Origin of the sequence: Bacillus sp. JCM 19034, assembly GCF_001310635.1 — a bacterium.
GTDB lineage: Bacteria > Bacillota > Bacilli > Bacillales > Bacillaceae_D > Halalkalibacter.
Map to the genome: position 1 here is coordinate 20,137 of NZ_BAXR01000022.1, position 21,228 is coordinate 41,364.

Below are 21,228 nucleotides of genomic sequence, written 5' to 3' on the forward strand. Positions count from 1 at the left end.
TGTTACGAATCTATTTCATCTTTATCCATTTGAATGTCCATTTGGCCTTGAGCTCTTCGATTAAGAGTTAGCGAAGAAACAGGCGAATAATAGATTTCTTTATTTGTTAAGACAATAGATTTTATATAATCAGCCGAAATGACCGTCATCGGTTTGTTTTTTTCTTCTTCCTTTAGAAATTCAGCTGTTATCGCTTGATCTTTTGCATCATGATTCAAAATCGCAATAATTTCCTTTGATCGAATCATGATGTCCCCTCCTAAATGGATAAACATTCTATCACCGCCTTTGATCGATCGTTCCCTCTTCTACGTCATAAATAATGGAATTAGTTAAAATCGCTTCATCAATTCCATCAATATTTGTTGTTGTTACAAACGTTTGTACCTTTTTTTGAATCGTCTTTAATAAATGCGATTGTCTAAAATCGTCCAGCTCTGATAAGACATCATCCAGTAGAAGAATTGGATATTCTCCAATTTCCTCATAAATCAATTCAATTTCAGCTAATTTAACTGCTAGTGCCGTCGTTCGTTGTTGACCTTGTGAACCGAATGTTTGAATATTACGTTCATTGACAAAGAAACCAAGGTCGTCTCGATGCGGGCCAAACAACGTAACCCCTCTACGTATTTCATTTTCTTTTTTTCGTGCGTACGTCTCATAGAATCCTTCTTTTAGTTTCGACAAATCTATTTCATCTAATACACTAGATGATGGAAGGTATTGTATATTTAAACGTTCCTTTCCACGACTAATATCGTAATGAATCGATTCAGCCCACTTTTGCAATTTGCTCACAAATTCTACTCGTCGCTTCGTCACCTCTACAGCTAACATAATCAATTGATCTGTTAATACATCAAGCATATCCTTAGAACCGTTCTGACCTTGCATTGATTTTAACAAATGATTTCGCTGATTTAATACTTTATGGTATAAAGCTAAATGATGAAGATAAACGGGGCTTATTTGCCCTAATTCCATATCTAGAAATTTTCTTCTAATTTGCGGACTGCCTTTCACTAAATTTAAATCCTCAGGGCAAACATCACAACATTAGCAGCGCCAATATATTCGCTCAATTTCTTCTGTTCTAGCCCGTTCACTTTTCCTTTTTTGCCTTTATGAGAAAGGATTAATTCAAGCGTTAACGTACCAGTTCTTCTCGTAAATTGGCCTTCAATCTTAGCAAACTCTTCATCCCAAGCAATTAGCTCTTTATCTTTAGAAGTACGATGGGACTTTGCTAAAGCTAACACATAAATAGCTTCTAAAATATTTGTTTTCCCTTGGGCGTTTTCACCGATGAAAATTGTTATGGATGGTTCAAAGGAAAGGGCTACTTGTTGATAATTTCGGTATTGTTTCACTTTAAGGTTTGTGATCTTCACCAGGCTTCCCCCTAATCAGTAGCAATTTCAATTTGTGTTCCATCCTCTAACAGAATTTGATCACCTCGAACGAGCTTTTTCCCACGGCGTTGTTCTTTTTCACCGTTCACATATACGGAATGCTCCGCTAAATACCATTTAGCCATACCACCTGTATCAATAGCTCCTATTTCTTTTAATACTTGTCCTAATGTTATGTGAGCTGTTGAAATGACGATTTTTTCCATTTTGATCACAACTTTCTTTTCGTTAGATGTAAAAGGAACTCTTTTGAATTTGAGCAAAGGAAGACAGCAAATCATGTTGAGTGAAATGCTGTCTAAAATAAACGTCACATTGTCTTTCTTATATTGTACTAAACCAAACAGATATAGCCAAGTCCTTTTATTTGTCAGTTAATTAAATTCTACCTGAAATCAAGTAAGTTGGTAACGAGGAGCGATTTAGTAATAAAAAAGGGGATTGTTCGCATATAAGGAGATAAGGAATGCTAATCGTTTCACCTTTGTCTAATTTAGATGAAACCATAACTTAACTCCTTACATTCATTAATCGTCAGGAGGGAGTGATCTCTTTCATGTGATGCGTTCCATATGCGATATCCTTCCATATGGAACGCCAACCTCTATTACTCCGTGTTAATACGTGCGAACTGGAGAGAACAAATGTAAGTAATGATCTTCATCAACTGGACGTATAACGAACGGACTCATTGCACCAGTAAACGTAATAAGAATGTCTTCCCCGTCTATTACTTTTAATGCATCAATAATATTCTTCCCATTGAAGGAAATTCTCATTTCTTCCCCTTCAAGTTCGTTAGCAGCAAAACGTTCAACAACTTTACCGATTTCTGGTGAAATTGAGGTTATTTCAATTTGACTCGTTTCAATTGTTTTTAATGTAACAACATTATTTTTTCCCTCTCTTGAAAGTAATAGGGCACGTTCAAGTGCTTGAAGGAAAGGTTTTGTTTTCAGTTTAATTGCTGTTTTTGATTGGGTTGGGATCATCCCTTTCGTTACAGGATATTTCCCTTCTAGCAATCGTGAAAAGAAGAGCATATGCTTCATTTTAAATAATATTTGACTCTCTGTTACGACAAATTCAATTGTTTCATTTGTATCTTCAATGATTTTATTTAACTCATTTAAGCTTCTTCCAGGTATAACAACGTTCGTCAATTCTAATGATTCATCATTTAATTCAATCGTGGCCTTTCTTTGAGCTAAACGATGACTATCTGTTGCAGTACAGAGCAACGTCCCTTTTTCCAGCTCTAAGTTTACACCTGTCAACACTGGACGTGTTTCCTGAGTGGACACCGCGAACACTGTTTGTCGAATAATATTTTTAAACATATTTTGTGGTAGCTTAAAAACATGATCCTCTTGAATTTGTGGAAGACGAGGATATTCCTCAGGATCTAAACCATTCAAGTGAAAGACTGAAGAAGCTGAACGAATCGTAGCTGTAAGGTGATCTTGGATATGGATTTCAATTTCTTCACCAGGTAGCTTTTTTACTATTTCAACAAAATATTTTGCTTGGAGGACAATACTACCTTGTTCTTCAATACGAACATATTCAGTTCCATCTTCTTCTAATGGGATGAATGTTTCAATAGTAATGTCTGAGTCACTTCCAGTTAATGTAATACCATCATGTTTTGCGACAATTTTAATCCCTGTTAGGATCGGCATCGTTGTTCGTGAGGAAATCGCTTTTGCTACATGTTGTACATCGTGAACAAATCGATCATGATCAATAAAAAAACGCATAATAAATAGACTCCTTATATTATATTATTTATAAAAAAAGATAGCAGTAATAGTAATAGGCACTGTTAGTATGTGGATAATCGACAAAATCGTACGGAAAACGAGCCTATCCACATGTGGGTAAAATGTTGATAGGCCGATTTGATTATGCACACTGTTAACAATCATTATTTCCGCAATAACTCTATCAGTTCTTCAACCTTTTGTTGCAGTTCTTGATCTGTTTGCAGCATTTTTGATATTTTTTCATGAGCGTGAATAACAGTTGTGTGGTCACGACCACCAAATTCGTTTCCGATTTTCGGTAATGACGAATCCGTTAATTCTCGAGATAAATACATAGCGATTTGACGAGGGAAGGCAACTGATTTTGTCCTCTTTTTCGCTTTGAAATCTTCTAATTTCACATGGTAATGCTCCCCAACTAATTGTTGAATATCCGTTATAGTAAGGATCTTTGGCTTTGAATTCGGAATAATGTCTTTTAATGCTTCAGCCGCTAAATCTGCATTCATATCTTGATTAATTAAGGATGAATAAGCGACAACTCGAATGAGTGCACCTTCTAGCTCGCGAATATTCGTATCGATTTGGTTAGCGATATAGAGCATAACCTCATTTGGGATATCAAGGTTTTCAGCTTTTGCTTTTTTTCGTAAAATGGCAATTCTCGTTTCAAGATCAGGTGGTGTAATATCTGTAATAAGTCCCCATTCAAATCGTGAACGTAGGCGATCCTCTAATGTGGGGATTTCCTTAGGTGGACGGTCACTTGAGATAACGATTTGTTTTGATTCCTCATGCAAAGCGTTAAACGTGTGAAAAAATTCTTCCTGTGTTTGTTCTTTTCCTGCGAGAAACTGAATATCATCAATTAATAAAACATCGACATTGCGATATTTGTTACGGAAATTTACTGCTTTGTTGTCTCGGATTGAATTGATAAATTCATTTGTAAATTTTTCAGACGAAAGATAAACGACTTTTGCATTAGGATTATGATCGATAACATAATGACCGATCGCATGCATTAAATGAGTTTTGCCTAAACCAACCCCACCATATATAAATAAAGGATTATAGGCCTTTGCTGGTGCTTCTGCTACAGCTAGTGATGCTGCGTGAGCAAACCGATTTCCAGAACCAATAACAAATGTGTTAAATGAGTATTTGTCATTTAGCATTGTTTTCGTAACAGCAGGAGATTGCCCCTTTTCTTCCTTTTTTACCTTTTTCGGAAACGGATCAGTGATAAACTCTTCATCGGAATGATCCTGTGGAATAACAAATTTTGGTTTTAACCGGGTTCCTGTAATATCTTCAATTGTATCTGATGTAAGCTCAGCATAATGATCTTCCAACCAATCACGAGCAAATTCATTGGGTGCAGTTATGATGATCTGATCATCGTGAATATCATTTGCTTTTGTTTGCTTTAACCATGTTTCGAAGCTTGGTTTACTAACTTTTTTTCAATTTCAGCAAGAGCCTTATCCCATAAATCATGAATATTCTCCAAAAACTTACCCTCCTAACTAAAAAAATAGACAAATCAACAGACAAAAAAAGGTCGTGCAAAGCATAGATCAGACGAATGAATAATTATGCATACACAACGATATTCACGGGTTATTATAATATAGTAGAAAAACGTTTAAAGAAGGGTTCTGAACAATATGTGGACAAGTATTATTAACAATTATTAAAAGATGTCCACAAACTTACCCACAGCATGTGGATAGTTTTTCTAACATAATGACTTTTCCACGAGTGAAAACATATTAATCATAGCAAAAAAAAGCTTGTGTATCAATGTTTTGTTGATTATATCCACAAAAACACTGTATATGGTGTCACTAGTTTATCCACAACACTACATATGTGGATTTTTTGTTTACAAGGGTGAAGATAAAAATTAATTAAGGAAATAAATTATCCACAATGGGGATATAATGAGAAAAGTAATGATTTAATGGGAAGAATGGATTTTTCATAGAAAAAGAGTGAGTTAGATGAATTTCTAGGAATTATAAAAGAGGATATAAATAATAATCTTGACAACACTATGTTCTTTTCCTTATAATTTACAAGAATGTCTAAGGAATAGCTTAATCCTCAGGGAGGTGTAATAAATGGGAAAACCAACATTTCAACCTAATAATAGAAAGCGTAAAAAGGTACACGGATTTCGTGCACGTATGAGCACAAAGAATGGCCGTAAGGTATTAGCTCGTCGTCGTCGTAAGGGAAGAAAAGTATTATCTGCATAGGCCACTGTTGACAGTGGTCTTTTTCTAAATGGTTACGGTTTTGAAAAAGGAGGGCGTACAATGAAAAGTGAGCAGCGGATTAAAAAGAGTCAAGAATTCTCTATTGTATTTAAAAGAGGCCAATCTGTTGCGAACCGTCAATTCGTCCTCTATACATTATGGAAAAAAGAGCAATCTGAATTTAGATTAGGACTTTCAGTTAGCAAAAAAGTAGGAAATGCAGTTACAAGAAACCGAGTGAAACGTTATATTCGTGAGTGTTTTCGAATAAAACAGGATCTCATTAAAAATCAATACGATTATATTGTGATCGCGAGAAATCCGACAGCAAAAATGAGTTATCATGAGGTAGAAAAGAGCTTAATGCATGTATTGAAGAAAGCGAAAGTGTTACATATGAATAGCTTATAAAGTAGATATGGCTCGTTTTGCGATTATTTATTTAATGTATAGAGAGACAAGGAGGAACTTACGTGATTAAGAAGTTAGGATTGGTTGCGGTGGTAATAGGGCTGCTTCTTGTCATGACAGGCTGTTTTAACATTGAGGAACCAATTAATAGTGATAGTACAGGCTTTTGGGATTCATATTTAGTTTACCCATTATCACAGCTTATACTTTTTGTTGCAGGTGTTTTCGGTGAAGAATCAGGTCATGGTTGGGCGATTATTATTGTAACCGTTCTTTTGCGTCTATTAATTTTACCATTGATGATTAAACAGACGAAGAGTGCGAAAGCCATGCAGGCTGTTCAGCCTGAGATGGCCAAGCTACGTGAAAAATACAGTGCAAAGGATCAAAAGACACAGCAGCAATTGCAACAAGAAATGATGAAGCTTTTCCAGGAGAAGGGTGTTAATCCTCTTGCTGGTTGTTTACCATTATTTATTCAAATGCCAATTTTATTAGCGTTTTATCATGCAATCATGCGTACGGAAGAAATTGGTGGACATCAATTTTTATGGTTTGCTTTAGATGCACCAGATCCTTTTTTCATCTTACCTGTTGTAGCTGGTGCAACAACGTTTATTCAGCAGAAGATGATGATGGTTACTGATAACCCACAAATGAAAATGCTCCTATATATTATGCCGATTATGATTTTTGTTTTTGCGATCTTCTTCCAACAGCATTAACATTATATTGGGTAGTAGGGAATATTTTCATGATTGCTCAAACATATTTCATTACAGGTCCGAATGCTGGTAAAAACAAAACCGCTGAAGTGACAGGAGGCAAAAAGAAGTGAAACGTGTGACGGTTTCAGGGAAGACGATAGAGAAAGCGATCGCAAAGGCTATCGATGAATTACAGACGACAAAAGAGAAAGTTGATTATCGAGTTGTGGAAGAACCACAAAAAGGACTTTTTGGTTTGTTTCGCTCAAAGCCGGCTGTTGTCGATGTATTTATTCTACCTGATCCGGTTGAAAAAGCTTATTCCTTTTTACAAGGCACGTTAGATCATCTAGAAGTGGAAGCAACGATTGAGAAGGAAGAAACGGATCAGTCGTTACGCTTTAATATTTCAGCCAATGAAGATACTGGGCGGATTATTGGGAAGCGGGGACAAACACTCGAGGCACTTGAATTTATGATGAACCTTGTTGCCAATCGCCAAGGAAAAGCATATACACGGATTGAGCTTGATGCTGAAAATTATCGGCAAAAACGTAGAGAAACTCTTGAGCATTTAGCTGTTAAGCTAGCAAAAAAAGTAACAGCGACCAATCAAAAAGTAGCATTGGAGCCAATGAATGCAGCTGAGAGGAAGATGATTCATACGAAGCTACAATCGTATGACGGTGTTGAAACGATCTCAGAAGGAACAGGAATCAATCGTCATATAGTGATTATTCCAGCAACGAATAAGTCATAAGGAATTGTTGAATGCTTCATGGGTGTGTCGAAAGGTGAATCTGTACCTTTTGACACACCTTCTTCATTTAAGAGAAAGACGCTTTTTGCGTTTTTTCTTTCGTTTTGTTTGGGGAAAATAGTACAATAAAGATAGAAGGTTGGATCGTTCTGGAGGTGAATACGTATGGAAATGGATACAATTGCAGCGATATCAACGGCTCTTGGAGAAGGAGCTATTGGAATCGTTAGATTAAGTGGTGATCAGGCCATTCAAGTGGCTGATAAAATGTATAAAGGGAAGCAAGCGTTAACCGATGTCGCTTCTCATACTATTGTTTACGGATATATTGTCGATCCGAAAACAGGAGAACGGATAGAGGAATCAATGGTGACTGTGATGAGGGCTCCAAAGACATTTACATGTGAGGATGTTGTAGAAATCAATTGTCACGGAGGTATCATGTCAGTAAATCGCGTGTTGCAACTGGCACTACGACTCGGGGCACGATTAGCTGAACCCGGTGAATTTACGAAACGGGCATTCTTAAACGGTCGGATCGATCTATCTCAAGCTGAGGCGGTAATGGATCTGATTCGAGCTAAAACGGACCGAGCGATGGATGTCGCTCTTCATCAAGTAGAAGGACGATTATCAAAGCACATTAATGAATTGCGTCAAGCTCTATTAGAAACGGTCGCACATGTAGAAGTGAATATCGATTATCCTGAATACGATGCTGAATTGATGACACATGGGTTGTTACGTGAAAAAGCGGAGTACGTAAAAAAGGAAATAAATAAATTGTTAGTAACTGCTTCTCAAGGTAAAGTATTAAGAGAAGGAATTTCTACTGCTATTATCGGCAGACCAAATGTTGGGAAATCATCGCTTATGAACAGTCTTGTCCATGATACGAAAGCAATAGTGACCGATATTCCCGGGACAACGAGAGATGTTATTGAGGAGTACGTTAATGTCCGTGGTGTGCCATTAAGGTTAATTGATACAGCAGGCATTCGTGAAACAGAAGATATTGTTGAACGAATTGGAGTTGAGAGATCACGTCAAGTGCTGCAGGAGGCAGATTTAATATTACTTGTTTTGAACTATGGAGAAGAGCTTTCTGATGAAGACCGAGCTTTGTTTGCAGCAGTAAAAGCAATGAATGTGATTATTATTGTCAATAAAACAGATATTGAACAAAAAATTGATTTAGATGAAATCAAACGATTAGCTGAAAATAGACCGGTTATTACCACTTCGCTTTTACATGATAAAGGGATTGATGAGTTAGAAGAGGCGATTGCTTCATTATTCTTTGCAGGAAGTATCGAACATGACGACATGACATATATTTCCAATTCACGCCATATTGCACTATTAGAACAAGCTAAATCGACAATAGAAGATGCAATTGAGGCGATTGAGATGGATGTACCAATTGATCTTGTTCAAATTGATATTACAAGAGCGTGGGAATTGTTAGGTGAAATTATTGGTGACAGTGTACAAGAAAGCTTAATTGATCAATTATTTTCACAGTTTTGTTTAGGCAAATAATCAAAAGTTAAGGAGGTTTTGTGGATGAATTACGAAGCAGGGGAATTTGATGTTATTATCATCGGTGCAGGACATGCTGGTGTAGAAGCAGGCTTAGCGGCTGCCAGAATGGGAGCGAAAACGCTTATGCTAACATTAAACCTCGATGCGGTTGCTTATATGCCATGTAATCCGTCTGTTGGTGGACCTGCTAAAGGGATTGTTGTACGTGAAATAGATGCCTAGGTGGGGAAATGGCACGCAATATTGATAAAACGCATATTCAAATGAGGATGCTAAATACTGGAAAAGGCCCCGCTGTGCGTGCGTTGCGAGCACAAGCGGATAAATTGATGTATCAAAGTGAAATGAAGAAAACGATCGAAGAGACTGAAAATTTAACTTTAAGACAAGGTATGGTTGATCGATTGATCGTAGAAGATGGTGTCTGTAAAGGGGTCATCACAAATACTAGTGCCGAGTATCGATCAAAAGCTGTAGTTGTAACGACAGGGACATATTTAAGAGGAAGAATCATTTTAGGTGAGCTTTCTTATGAAAGTGGACCAAATAATATGCAGGCTTCTGTTAAATTAGCTGACCATTTAAAAGAACTAGGATTTGACATCGTCCGATTTAAAACAGGTACGCCACCTCGTGTAAATGCAAGCACGATTGATTATTCGCAAACAGAAATTCAACCGGGTGATGAGAAGCCACGTGCTTTTTCGTATGAAACGGTCAATTATATTACCGATCAGCTTCCTTGCTGGTTAACTTATACAAGCATGGAAACGCATGAACTGATCACGAATAATTTGGATCGTTCACCGATGTATTCTGGAATGATTGAAGGTACTGGACCACGATATTGCCCTTCTATAGAAGATAAAATCGTTCGTTTTAATGACAAACCTCGCCATCAAATTTTCCTAGAACCTGAGGGTCGAAATACATCTGAAGTATACGTTCAAGGACTATCAACGAGCTTACCAGAGGAAGTCCAGCTTAAAATGTTAAAGTCGATCCCAGGTTTACAAAATGTTAGAATGATGCGTCCTGGTTATGCAATTGAATATGATGCGATTGTACCGACACAGCTATGGCCGACGTTAGAGACGAAGCGTATGGATGGGTTATTTACTGCAGGACAAATAAATGGTACGTCTGGATATGAAGAAGCTGCAGGACAAGGTTTAATGGCTGGAATTAATGCGGCTAGAAAAGCGTTGGGGAAAGAGGGAATCGTACTTGACCGCTCTGATGCTTATATAGGTGTCTTAATTGATGACTTAGTTACAAAAGGGACAAATGAGCCATACCGTCTACTAACATCACGTGCAGAGTATCGTTTATTGCTTCGTCATGATAATGCCGATCTTCGTTTAACGGAAATTGGATATGATATCGGGCTCATTAAGGAAGAGCGCTATCATAACTTTTTAGAGAAAAAAGAGCAAATTAAACGAGAAAAGAAACGGTTAGAAAAAATTATCGTAAAACCAAATGAACAAGTTGCGAAGATGCTAGAGGATGTTGGTTCGGCACCGTTGCAAGAAGCTGTAAAGGCAACGATGCTATTAAAACGACCTGAGATCACTTATGAAGACGTCGCAAAAGTGATTGAAGCCCCTGATATGAAGGTTTCTGAAGAAGTTGCAGAGCAAGTGGAAATACAAGTGAAATATGAAGGGTATATTGAGAAGCAGCTTCAGCAAGTTGAGCGTTCCAAAAAAATGGAGGACAAAAAAATCCCAGAAGACTTAGATTATAACGCCATTAATGGATTAGCGACAGAAGCGAGACAGAAGCTTAGTCAGGTTCGGCCATTATCGGTAGGGCAAGCTTCACGTGTATCAGGTGTTAATCCAGCTGATATTTCCATTTTACTTGTTTATTTGGAGCAGGGTAGATTAGCTAAAGTTAAATAACGATAATTTGAAAAGTGTGGAGATATGCTATGTTTAAGGAAGCTTTTTCATCAAAATTGCAGGAAAAGGGAATATCGGTCACCGATCAGCAGCTACATCAATTTGATCTCTATTTCAATCTATTAGTGGAATGGAATGAAAAGATGAATTTAACTGCTATTACTGAAGAAAATGACGTCTATTTAAAGCATTTCTATGATTCAGTTAGTGCCTGCTTTTATTATGACTTCAAACAAGGTCAACGGTTAATTGATGTTGGTGCGGGTGCTGGGTTTCCAAGTATTCCGATAAAAATTCTATTCCCTGAATTGCATGTCAGTATTGTTGATTCATTAAAAAAACGAATTACATTTTTAGAAAATCTCGTTTCTACGTTAGGTTTACAAAATGTTTCACTTCATCATGACCGAGCTGAAACATTTGGACAACATAAAAAATATCGGGAATCGTATGATATCGTAACCGCTAGAGCGGTTGCTCGCTTATCGGTATTAGCTGAATTGTGTATTCCTCTAATAAAAGAAAATGGTGATTTTTTAGCGATGAAAGCATCAGGAGGATCTGCTGAGTTAGAAGATGCGAAAAAGGCGATTTCAATATTAGGTGCAGAGCTACAGGGCGATTACTCGTTTACTCTTCCTATAGAAGAAAGCGAACGACATATTATTCATATGACGAAAATAAAGAAAACTCCAAAAAAATACCCACGTAAGCCTGGAACGCCGAATAAAATACCATTATAGGAATGTTTCACGTGAAACATTCCTATTAAAAACGAATTGAATATGTACATAGATGCTAATTGGCGATAGAATATATATATAGAAGATTTATAGACTCATGTGTTGTTTTTCTTACATACAATTATATTGTTCTTTAACTTTCACTTGACGCTTTTCCTATTGAAAGATATAAATGAGGTAGGATGATAGAAGGAAATATATCGTGAGTGTCGAATTGAGTAAGGTGGTTACAATCAAAAGGTGGTGTCATGGCGATGAAGCAACCGTTTTCGCGCCTTTTTGGCTTAGGAGATAAGCAAGCTGAATTAGAGCAAATGGGAAACGAAGAAATAGAAGAGAGTAACGAAGGTAAAGGGGCAGCAGAATCGGAACAACAGAATTATGAGGAAGTAAGGGAAATTCGCATTGTTGATATTGTGCCTAATCGATTCCAACCTCGTACTATTTTTGATGAAAAACGAATAGCTGAATTAGCACAAACGATACGAACACACGGCATTATCCAACCGATCGTCGTGAGAGCATACGATGAGAAGTATGAAATAATTGCTGGTGAACGACGTTGGCGTGCTGTTACCTCATTAGGGTGGGAAACGATTCCAGCTATTATTAAAGAGTTTAATGATTCTCAGACAGCTTCAGTTGCCCTAATCGAAAATTTACAAAGAGAAGGGTTAACCGCTATCGAAGAGGCAATTGCTTATGCAAAATTAATCGAACTACACGGATTAACTCAAGAAAGTCTTGCCCAGCGATTAGGAAAAGGTCAGTCAACGATTGCTAACAAAATTCGCTTATTACATCTTCCTGAGAAAGTGCAGACAGCTATAATGGAACGACAAATTACAGAAAGGCATGCACGAGCGTTGTTGATGCTAAAAGATGTAGAACTGCAAGAGAAAGTATTAGTAGAAATTATAGAGAAACATCTTAATGTGAAGCAAACAGAAGAACGTGTGAAGCAAATTCTAGAAAAGCTACATGGGAATAAGAAAAAAACGCCTAAACGAAAATCTTATTCAAAGGACATGCGAATAGCGATGAATACGATACGTCAATCCGTAGATATGGTTGTGAAAAGTGGATTGACTGTAGATACTGATGAAGAAGAACATGAGGATTTTTATCAATTTACGATAAGAATTCCGAAAAAATAATCTATCACATTAGATAGATTATTATTTTTTTGTCACATTGTTCGAAAATAATGAAAATGTAAAAAAACTTTATAAAAACGTGAAACAAAAAGTGTGTTAAAATATAGAGACGAATTGTAGGATGGAAAGAAGGTGACAGTGTTGGGGAAAATCATCTCAATAGCAAATCAAAAGGGCGGTGTCGGAAAAACGACAACGGCTGTAAACGTAAGTGCAAGTTTAGCGCTATTAGGGAAAAAGGTTTTAGTAGTTGATATAGATCCACAAGGAAATGCAACGAGTGGACTAGGAGTTGAAAAAGGCGAAATTGACCAATGCATCTATGATGTATTAGTTGATGATATAAATCCACAAGAAGTGATTAGGAAAACATCAGTTGAACGATTAGATATACTACCTTCTACTATTCAACTGTCAGGTGCTGAAATTGAATTAGTTCCGACAATATCAAGAGAAGTTCGTCTAAAAAGGGCGTTAGTAACAATATCAGAAGAATATGATTTTATCTTCATCGATTGTCCTCCTTCACTTGGGTTATTAACGATTAATTCATTAACAGCTTCCGATTCAGTCTTGATTCCTGTCCAGTGTGAATATTATGCATTAGAAGGTTTAAGTCAGTTACTAAACACCGTTCGACTTGTGCAGAAACATTTAAACCACGAGCTAGCCATTGAAGGGGTTTTATTAACAATGCTAGATGCACGGACGAATTTAGGGATTCAAGTGATAGAAGAAGTGAAAAAGTATTTTAGAGAAAAAGTATATGAAACGATTATTCCGAGAAATGTGCGATTAGGTGAAGCACCAAGTCATGGAATGCCTATATCTACATATGATTCTAAATCACGAGGTGCAGAAGTGTATTTAGATTTAGCGAAGGAAGTGATTACGAGTGGCGAAAGGGTTAGGTAAAGGGCTCCAAGCATTTTTTCCAGACCATTCAGAAGAGGCTGATGAAAAAGTTGAACAAGTATTAATTGCTGATTTACGAGCGAATCCATATCAACCACGTAAATCATTTTCCGATGAAGCGATTAAAGAATTAGCTGACTCGATTCGTGAACATGGTGTTTTACAACCGATTATCGCAAGAAAATCGATTAAAGGGTACGAAATTGTTGTTGGAGAAAGGCGATTCCGTGCAGCGAAGGAAGCGGGTTTAAAAGAAGTACCTGTCGTCATTAAAGAGCTTGATGAACAGCAAATGATGGAACTTGCTTTAATTGAAAATTTACAACGTGAGGATTTAAACCCAATTGAAGAAGCGTTAGCCTATGATAAATTAATGAACCATCTAAATATAACGCAAGATCAGCTCTCTAAAAGAGTTGGGAAAAGTAGACCACATATCGCCAATCATTTAAGATTGTTACAATTACCGAATGTTGTACAGCAATTCATTTCGGATGGTAAACTTTCAATGGGGCATGGACGAGCTTTATTAGGGTTGAAGGATAAGAAAAAGCTCTCACCTTTACTTGAAAAGGTATTGCAAGAAAAGCTAAGTGTTCGTGAAGTGGAGTCATTAGTGAATGAAATTAATTCATATGTTCCACGTGAAACAAAAAGAAAGAAGGTTACCCTTCCACCTGTGTTGTTAGAAAAACAAGAAGTGTTACAAGCTCGCCTTGGGACATCGGTTATGATTAAACCAGGAAAGAAAAAAGGGAAAATTGAAATTGATTACTTTTCTGATGAAGATTTAGAACGTATTATTCAAATTTTAGAATCAAATCATGCATAATATCTAGTAGGCAGGATTTTATGTCGTTTGGTGGAATCTCATCGAACGGCTTTTTTTCTTAATTTAGTAGTTTGAGAGGGTGAATGATATGATTTATTTTGACCATGCCGCTTCGTCATATCCAAAGCCAAAGTCAGTTGCTGAAGCGATGTCTGAAGCCATTCTTTCATATAGTGCAAATCCAGGTAGAGGTGGGCACAAATTAGCGGAACAAGCTCGTTTAGCTGTTGAAGAGGCAAGGAAAAAAGTGGCTCAGTTATTTTCTGCACCTAGCAGTAAGCATGTCTGGTTCTATCAAAATGCAACGATGGCAATTAATCAAGCACTACTTGGTTTTCCGTTCAAAAAAGGTGATCATGTGATTACAACGATGTTTGAACATAATTCAGTTATTCGTCCACTTAAGCAATTGATTGAGGAGAAGGGGATTGAAGTATCCTTTATTGAACCGGATGAGAACGGGCTTATTAATGCGAAAAACGTGATAGAAGCTATAAACGATCAAACCGTTTTATTAGCTATTACACATGCATCAAATGTAACTGGAGCTATTTTCCCGATAAGGACGTTACAGCATTGGCAAAAGAGAAAGGGATTGTCGTGTTTGTAGATGCCTCACAAACAGCTGGAACACTATCTATTTCGTTAGAAAACGATGGAATTGACTTACTAGCCTTTGCTGGTCATAAATCACTCCTAGGGCCTCAAGGGACGGGGGTATTAATTAGTAGAGAAGATTATCAATTGAAGCCACTAATTGTAGGTGGGACGGGCAGTTATTCAGAATTACCACATCAGCCAGCATCATGGCCCGATCGTTACGAAGCAGGTACATTAAATACGCCAGGGATTGTTGGATTAGCAGCTGGAATAGATGAACTAAATAGGCGAGGCTTAGAGGCGATTTATAGCATGAACAATTATTGCTTACTCATTTTATTGAAGCTTGTTCAAAGATAGACGGATTAACGTTATTTGGTCCAACTGACTTAACAAAAAGAGTTGCAGTCGTCTCATTTCTAATAGAAGATATCGATAGTCATGAGGTTGCAGTTATTCTTGATGAGCATTATCAAATTGCCGTGCGGGCAGGTTTACATTGTGCCCTATCATACATCAAGCAATGGGGACCGTTGATACGGGATTAATCCGTGTTAGCTTTGGCCCTTATAACAAAATAGAAGAAATAGATGCACTTATTCAAGCACTAATAGACATAAAAGAAGCATTTTAATAGTGAGGAGAAGAACGAAATGGTATTGTTAGGTACGTTAGTCAATGGACTTGCAATTGTATTAGCTTCGCTAATTGGTTTACTTGTGAAACGTATCCCCGATAAAATGAGAGAAACGATTATGATAGGGATTGCGTTAGCTGTCGTTGTGTTAGGGGTAAATATGGCTTTACAAAGTGAACAGTTTTTAATTGTAATTGGTAGTTTAGTAGTCGGTGCGGTAATAGGTGAAAAACTAGATTTAGATGGGGGATTAAACAGAATCGGTTCTTGGATCGAAACTCGTGTTGGAGCTTCTGAAGAAGGGTCAATTGCAAAAGCATTTGTAACGACTACTCTCATTTATGTAGTTGGTGCAATGGCGATCTTAGGTGCGATAGATAGTGGGTTGAGGGGAGATCATTCGGTACTTTATACGAAATCAATGCTCGATGGTTTTACGGCTATGCTCTTTACATCAACATTAGGGATTGGCGTTATCTTTTCAGCGATTCCTGTTGTGCTTTATCAAGGTACAATTGCTTTACTAGCAACGCAAATTAATGAGTACGTACCTCAAGCATTAATGGATCAATTCATTGTTGAAATGACAGCAACTGGTGGAGTGATGATTATGGCCATCGGTTTAAATATTGCAGGTATCCTTAAAGTACGTGTGGCCAATTTATTGCCTGGAATCGCCGTTGTCGCAGTGATTGTAACGGTCTTATATAACATATAAGAGAAACTAGTAACATATGTAGTTTAACAAAAATAGAAATCCGAACGATGATTTAAATCGAATTCGAATCAGTTCGGATTTTTTTATATTGCTTTTTAAAACATGAAAGTATTTCGTCTTTACGGCTTCTCCATTTAGTTATGTCTAGCCTCTTTTTGAACTCAACGTCTTGATGTTCATAATAATGCAGTCCGATTTTTCCTTTTTAATGCCTCAAAGAATGATGGAATTCGCTCTTGCTTCGGTAACATTTGATCCGCTTTTATTATTCCTTTTGCCATCGCATCTGCCATATTCATGACAGTATGTAAACGTGTATTTTGTAAGACAAAAAACTCCATCATTCCGCCAACATTGACAATCCCAGTCATGTGTATATCACCGATTGCTGGCAGCTTTTTTTGCACGGCTGCCCCCGGTTGGACAGGGCCTTTTGCAATCGTCATATAACCAACACTAGAGAGGAGGCCTAAGCATGCATCTATTGCTATGATAAAGGGCCGCCAATGGTCTCTTTTTATTTTCTCGAGACGCTCTACCATATTAACTGCATGGAACGGTTGCTCTAACGTCCCGTATACATGAAAGCGACGTAAGGTTATAGATTGAAGTTTTGTTCCAATAAGTGGTCCTAGGCTATCACCTGTTGAGCGGTCTGTACCAATACAAATAATTACTAAATCACGCTTCGGAAAAAAGCGGTCATGTCATGTAAAGTAGCAGCTAATTGATTACTAGCATTAGGATCATCATAGTGAAAGCGGGCTTGTTCCTCTTTTTTCCGATTAGACGATGGTTTGTACTCATAACATCGCCTCCTTTGCCATAGTAGTAACAGTATACGGTGCTTTTTTCTTTTCTATACATAGAGAGTGAAGAAAAAGGAAAAAAGAGAGGAATGACGATTATGTGGGGGAATGGCTTTAAATGGATGTTTTTAATCATTGGAACGATGATTGGTGCTGGATACGCTTCAGGTAGGGAGCTTTGGGAATTTTTTGGTGCGGAAAGTGGACTAGCGATCATACTATTTTCTGTTCTTTTTATGTGCTCGTGCTTCGTAATTTTATCGATAAGTGCTAGACAACAATCCACTCATTATCTACCGGTATTACAAGAAATCATGGGGAAAAAATTGGCTCGTATTTATGATTGTATGATACTCATTTATTTGTTTTCAGTGACGGTGATTATGCTTGCTGGTGGGGGGGCAACGTTAGAAGTGGTTCATGTCCCATACTGGTTAGGAACGGTTTTAATTGGGGGAATGGTTGTCATTCTATTTATATGGGATACGCAAGGCATGACGTCAATGAATGCCTTTATTATTCCGATATTAATTTTGTTTTTACTAGGGGTTTTAATTGCTTTTCAATCATTATTAGGGTTTCCGATACAATTTCACCTTGAACAGCAGCATAACTGGCCATCAGCGTTAACGTTTACCGCATTGAATATTTTACCGTTATTAGCTGTATTAAGTGCAGTTGGAAACGAAATTAAACATAAAGGTGAGATCTGGATTGCAAGCATTGGGAGTGGTGTCATTTTAGGGGGGATTTCATATCTTTATAATGAATCACTATTGCAAGTATCAGGTGATATTATGCTTTATGAAATTCCATTATTCGCTATTTTAAAGAATTATCCGTATTTTATGGTACTCGTTATGTCGGGACTTCTGTGGCTAGCAATATATACGACGGCAGCTGCAGGGGTGTTCGGCTTATTATCAAGAGCACGTGATTGGTTAAAGGGTCCTGCTTGGTTAATTGCTCTATTCATTGTTAGTATAATGGCACCGTTAACGACAATTGGCTTTTCAACGTTAATATCAATTTTATACCCATTATATGGTGTTTTAAATTTATATGTGTTAGCTGCGATTCTTCTTTATCCGATTTTACACAATCGCTCACTCATAAAATGATTCGTTCATTTTCCTTTACAGTTCATGTATAATGAAGGTAATACGTAAGAATAGTAGGAGGGTCATGGCGTGCCTGATAAAGACTTTAACTTACATGATGTTGTTGAAATGAAGAAGCAGCATCCTTGTGGTGAAAATCGTTGGCAAATTATCCGAATGGGAATGGATATCCGTATCAAGTGTCTTGGATGTCAGCACAGTGTCATGCTTCCACGGAAAGAATTTGTCAAGAAAATGAAGCGTGTGTTAGAACGAACAGAAAGTAAATAAAGAAATGCCTCTCTAGTAAGAGGGATTTTTTTTAGCTTAGATTCGTTTTTAAAGTCCTTCCTATTGATAATAGGTTGTTTTTTTCTGTTAAACTCACTATAATTGGAATGATTGTCATAGAGAAGTGAACAGTTGATGTTGAACTATAGAAAGGAACGTGACCGATGGCTTTAACGACTGGAATTGTAGGGCTACCGAATGTCGGAAATCGACATTATTTAATGCAATTACCCAAGCGGGAGCAGAATCAGCCAATTATCCATTTTGTACAATTGACCCTAATGTTGGGATAGTGGAGGTCCCAGATGTCCGATTACAAAAGCTAACAGAGTTAGTTGAACCGAAAAAAACGGTACCGACAGCGTTTGAATTTACTGATATTGCTGGTATTGTTGAGGGAGCAAGTAAAGGTGAAGGGTTAGGAAATAAGTTTCTTTCACACATTCGTCAAGTAGATGCTATTTCACACGTTGTTCGTTGCTTTGCTGACGATAATATAACTCATGTTTCAGGAGGCGTAAATCCGCTCCGTGATATTGAGGTTATTAATTTAGAGCTTATTCTGGCTGACTTTGAAACGATTGATAAACGTTTTACAAGAGTGGCCAAGCTAGCGAAAACAAAAGATAAAGAGGCAGTAGCTGAGCTTGAAGTATTAGAAATGCTCAAGGCCGCTTTTGAGGAAGAAAAACCAGCACGAAGCATTGAATTTACCGAAGAGCAGCTAGCAGTTGTAAAGCAATATCATTTATTAACGATTAAGCCTGTTTTATATGTTGCAAATGTAAGTGAGGACGATTTATTAGCACCTGATGATAATGAATATGTTCAGCAAGTAAAGGAGTTTGCACAAGCAGAAAATAGTGAAGTGATTGTTGTATGTGCAAAAATCGAATCGGAAATTGCTGAGCTTGAAGGCGATGAAAAGGAAATGTTCTTAGAGGAACTTGGCATTGCCGAATCAGGTTTAGATCAATTAATTCGTGCTGCTTACCAATTGTTAGGCTTACAAACGTATTTTACAGCTGGTGTACAAGAAGTACGGGCATGGACATTTCGTAAAGGGACAAAAGCACCACAAGCCGCTGGGATTATTCATAGTGACTTTGAAAAAGGATTTATTCGTGCTGAAACGGTTTCGTATGATGATTTAATGGACGCAGGATCGATGAGTGCTGCTAAAGAAAAAGGAAAAGTACGATTAGAAGGAAAGGATTATGTTGTCCAAGATGGCGATGTCATCCATTTCAGATTTAATGTATAGAAGGTAGAAGCTCAAGTATATGGACTTGGGCTTCTTTTTTAGAAAAAACGCTCCATACGTTTATCTTATATTGCAGGTTGTTGTACGATCTGTTATAATATTGGAATGTGAGTAAAATGACTCTTTGATGAGTTTTGCTCCTTGCTCCGTTTGTGGAGCCGTTAGACCAAAAGGAGGTGGATCGGAATGCGTAAGTACGAAATTATGTACATCATCGCTCCAAACCTAGACGAAGCAGCAACTAAGGAAGTAATTGAACGTTTTAACAATGTTCTTACAACAAATGGTGCTGAAATCGATAAGGTGAATGAAATGGGTAAGCGTCGTTTAGCATATGAAATCAATGATTTCCGTGAAGGATTTTATGTATTGCTAAATGTACAATCTAATTCAGAAGCGATTGCAGAATTTAACCGTCTTATTAAGATCAATGATCATGTAATCCGTGTTCTTATTACAAAAGACGAAGATTAATGAATGGAAAATGGGAGGGGTTTGAATGCTTAACCGTGTCGTGCTTGTTGGACGTTTAACACGTGACCCAGAGTTGCGTTACACACCTAATGGAGTAGCTGTTGCGAACTTTACACTTGCAGTGAATCGTGCTTTTTCGAATCGCCAAGGTGAGCGTGAAGCTGATTTTATTAATTGTGTCGTCTGGCAAAAGCAAGCTGAAAATGTCGCAAACTATTTGAAAAAGGGTAGTTTAGCGGGTGTAGATGGCCGTTTACAAACACGGAGCTATGACAATAATGAAGGCCGTAGAGTCTTTGTCACAGAAGTCGTTGCAGAAAGTGTACAGTTTCTTGAACCACGTAACAGTGGAGGAGCAGGAAATGAATCATTTGGTGGGCCACCTAGTTCAGCGGGGAATAACGACTTTGGTAAGCAGCAACAGCCAAATCGTCCATCTAGTTTTGAGGACCCATTTGCAAATGATGGCAAGCCAATTGATATTTCAGATGACGATTTGCCGTTTTAATAACCCCTCATATATTAAAAGTAATGATTAGAATAGAAAACGATTGATAAGGAAAGGAGTGCTGTCCAATGGCTCGTCGTGGTCGTCCAAAGCGTCGTAAAGTTTGTTTCTTTACAGTAAACAAAATTACGAAAATCGATTACAAAGACACTGATCTTCTTAAACGTTTCATTTCTGAGCGTGGTAAAATCTTACCTCGCCGTGTAACTGGAACATCTGCGAAGTATCAACGTCAACTTACAATTGCAATTAAGCGTTCTCGTCAAATCGCTTTATTGCCATATGTAAATGATGTGAATTAATACGTATAAGAAGGTATGCTAGAGACCATTTCTCTAGCGTGCCTTTTTTTGTTACTAAAATTAAGGGGAAGATACTTTTCTACAATGAATGTGTATGTTTTGT

17 protein-coding genes and 7 pseudogenes are annotated in these 21,228 nt (G+C 37.4%); 18 read left to right on the top strand and 6 right to left on the bottom strand.

Annotated features, from left to right (window positions below; genetic code table 11):
* Positions 1-2: 2 nt before the first annotated feature.
* From remB to dnaA, 5 genes and pseudogenes are all read right to left on the bottom strand, one after another.
* Complete coding sequence (gene remB / locus JCM19034_RS18020; RefSeq protein WP_062051963.1) at positions 3-275, bottom strand: extracellular matrix regulator RemB; 273 nt, start codon at positions 273-275, stop codon at positions 3-5.
* A 4-nt stretch (positions 276-279) separates the two neighbouring features.
* A pseudogene (gene recF, locus JCM19034_RS18025) lies at positions 280-1,394 on the bottom strand (DNA replication/repair protein RecF).
* Positions 1,395-1,405: 11 nt separating this feature from the next.
* Positions 1,406-1,621, bottom strand: coding sequence for a S4 domain-containing protein YaaA (gene yaaA / locus JCM19034_RS18030; RefSeq protein WP_062051965.1), 216 nt, complete (start codon positions 1,619-1,621; stop codon positions 1,406-1,408).
* A gap of 411 nt (positions 1,622-2,032) precedes the next feature.
* Positions 2,033-3,175 carry a DNA polymerase III subunit beta gene (gene dnaN / locus JCM19034_RS18035; RefSeq protein ID WP_062051967.1) on the bottom strand — a complete coding sequence of 381 codons (1,143 nt, stop codon included), beginning with the start codon at positions 3,173-3,175 and terminating at the stop codon, positions 2,033-2,035.
* A gap of 167 nt (positions 3,176-3,342) precedes the next feature.
* Positions 3,343-4,694: pseudogene (gene dnaA, locus JCM19034_RS18040) on the bottom strand (chromosomal replication initiator protein DnaA).
* Positions 4,695-5,307: 613 nt separating this feature from the next.
* Between dnaA and rpmH the strand changes: the two are divergent.
* The 12 genes and pseudogenes from rpmH (at position 5,308) to JCM19034_RS18100 (ending at position 16,377) form a co-directional block, all read left to right on the top strand.
* The gene (gene rpmH / locus JCM19034_RS18045; RefSeq protein WP_003323480.1) at positions 5,308-5,445 is read left to right on the top strand and encodes a 50S ribosomal protein L34; all 138 of its coding nucleotides are present in this window, start codon (positions 5,308-5,310) and stop codon (positions 5,443-5,445) included.
* Positions 5,446-5,505: 60 nt separating this feature from the next.
* Complete coding sequence (gene rnpA / locus JCM19034_RS18050; protein ID WP_062051969.1) at positions 5,506-5,856, top strand: ribonuclease P protein component; 351 nt, start codon at positions 5,506-5,508, stop codon at positions 5,854-5,856.
* Between the two features lie 62 nt (positions 5,857-5,918).
* A pseudogene (gene spoIIIJ, locus JCM19034_RS18055) lies at positions 5,919-6,694 on the top strand (YidC family membrane integrase SpoIIIJ).
* Entirely contained in the window at positions 6,691-7,323 is a 633-nt protein-coding gene (jag, locus tag JCM19034_RS18060; RefSeq protein WP_062051971.1) for an RNA-binding cell elongation regulator Jag/EloR, read from the top strand. The pseudogene spoIIIJ and the gene jag overlap by 4 nt, the downstream one beginning before the upstream one ends.
* A gap of 171 nt (positions 7,324-7,494) precedes the next feature.
* A complete protein-coding gene (gene mnmE / locus JCM19034_RS18065; RefSeq protein ID WP_370622203.1) occupies positions 7,495-8,865 on the top strand; it encodes a tRNA uridine-5-carboxymethylaminomethyl(34) synthesis GTPase MnmE in 1,371 nt (456 codons plus the stop codon).
* A gap of 24 nt (positions 8,866-8,889) precedes the next feature.
* Positions 8,890-10,775: pseudogene (mnmG, locus tag JCM19034_RS18070) on the top strand (tRNA uridine-5-carboxymethylaminomethyl(34) synthesis enzyme MnmG).
* Between the two features lie 29 nt (positions 10,776-10,804).
* A complete protein-coding gene (rsmG, locus tag JCM19034_RS18075) occupies positions 10,805-11,518 on the top strand; it encodes a 16S rRNA (guanine(527)-N(7))-methyltransferase RsmG (RefSeq protein ID WP_062051976.1) in 714 nt (237 codons plus the stop codon).
* Positions 11,519-11,772: 254 nt separating this feature from the next.
* Positions 11,773-12,675 carry a nucleoid occlusion protein gene (gene noc, locus JCM19034_RS18080; protein ID WP_062051998.1) on the top strand — a complete coding sequence of 301 codons (903 nt, stop codon included), beginning with the start codon at positions 11,773-11,775 and terminating at the stop codon, positions 12,673-12,675.
* Positions 12,676-12,816: 141 nt separating this feature from the next.
* Positions 12,817-13,590 (top strand): ParA family protein, encoded by a 774-nt coding sequence (locus JCM19034_RS18085; protein WP_062051978.1) that lies wholly within the window; start codon positions 12,817-12,819, stop codon positions 13,588-13,590.
* Positions 13,571-14,422, top strand: coding sequence for a ParB/RepB/Spo0J family partition protein (locus tag JCM19034_RS18090; protein WP_062051980.1), 852 nt, complete (start codon positions 13,571-13,573; stop codon positions 14,420-14,422). The genes JCM19034_RS18085 and JCM19034_RS18090 overlap by 20 nt, the downstream gene beginning before the upstream one ends.
* A 148-nt stretch (positions 14,423-14,570) precedes the next feature.
* A pseudogene (locus JCM19034_RS18095) lies at positions 14,571-15,570 on the top strand (aminotransferase class V-fold PLP-dependent enzyme).
* A 105-nt stretch (positions 15,571-15,675) separates the two neighbouring features.
* Positions 15,676-16,377 (top strand): DUF554 domain-containing protein, encoded by a 702-nt coding sequence (locus JCM19034_RS18100; RefSeq protein ID WP_062051982.1) that lies wholly within the window; start codon positions 15,676-15,678, stop codon positions 16,375-16,377.
* Positions 16,378-16,553: 176 nt separating this feature from the next.
* On the opposite strand, the pseudogene yyaC reads toward JCM19034_RS18100, so the two are convergent.
* Positions 16,554-17,083, bottom strand: a pseudogene (gene yyaC, locus JCM19034_RS18105) (spore protease YyaC).
* A gap of 201 nt (positions 17,084-17,284) precedes the next feature.
* Here yyaC and JCM19034_RS18110 point away from each other — a divergent pair.
* The 6 genes and pseudogenes from JCM19034_RS18110 (at position 17,285) to rpsR (ending at position 21,125) form a co-directional block, all read left to right on the top strand.
* Entirely contained in the window at positions 17,285-18,307 is a 1,023-nt protein-coding gene (locus JCM19034_RS18110) for a hypothetical protein (protein ID WP_062052000.1), read from the top strand.
* Between the two features lie 69 nt (positions 18,308-18,376).
* The gene (locus tag JCM19034_RS18115; RefSeq protein WP_062051984.1) at positions 18,377-18,577 is read left to right on the top strand and encodes a DUF951 domain-containing protein; all 201 of its coding nucleotides are present in this window, start codon (positions 18,377-18,379) and stop codon (positions 18,575-18,577) included.
* 164 nt (positions 18,578-18,741) lie between these two features.
* Positions 18,742-19,841 (top strand): annotated as a pseudogene (ychF, locus tag JCM19034_RS18120) (redox-regulated ATPase YchF).
* 186 nt (positions 19,842-20,027) lie between these two features.
* Complete coding sequence (rpsF, locus tag JCM19034_RS18125) at positions 20,028-20,315, top strand: 30S ribosomal protein S6 (protein ID WP_062051986.1); 288 nt, start codon at positions 20,028-20,030, stop codon at positions 20,313-20,315.
* Positions 20,316-20,340: 25 nt separating this feature from the next.
* Entirely contained in the window at positions 20,341-20,823 is a 483-nt protein-coding gene (gene ssb, locus JCM19034_RS18130) for a single-stranded DNA-binding protein (protein WP_062051987.1), read from the top strand.
* A gap of 68 nt (positions 20,824-20,891) precedes the next feature.
* Positions 20,892-21,125 carry a 30S ribosomal protein S18 gene (rpsR, locus tag JCM19034_RS18135; RefSeq protein WP_034745548.1) on the top strand — a complete coding sequence of 78 codons (234 nt, stop codon included), beginning with the start codon at positions 20,892-20,894 and terminating at the stop codon, positions 21,123-21,125.
* The last annotated feature ends 103 nt before the right edge of the window (positions 21,126-21,228 follow it).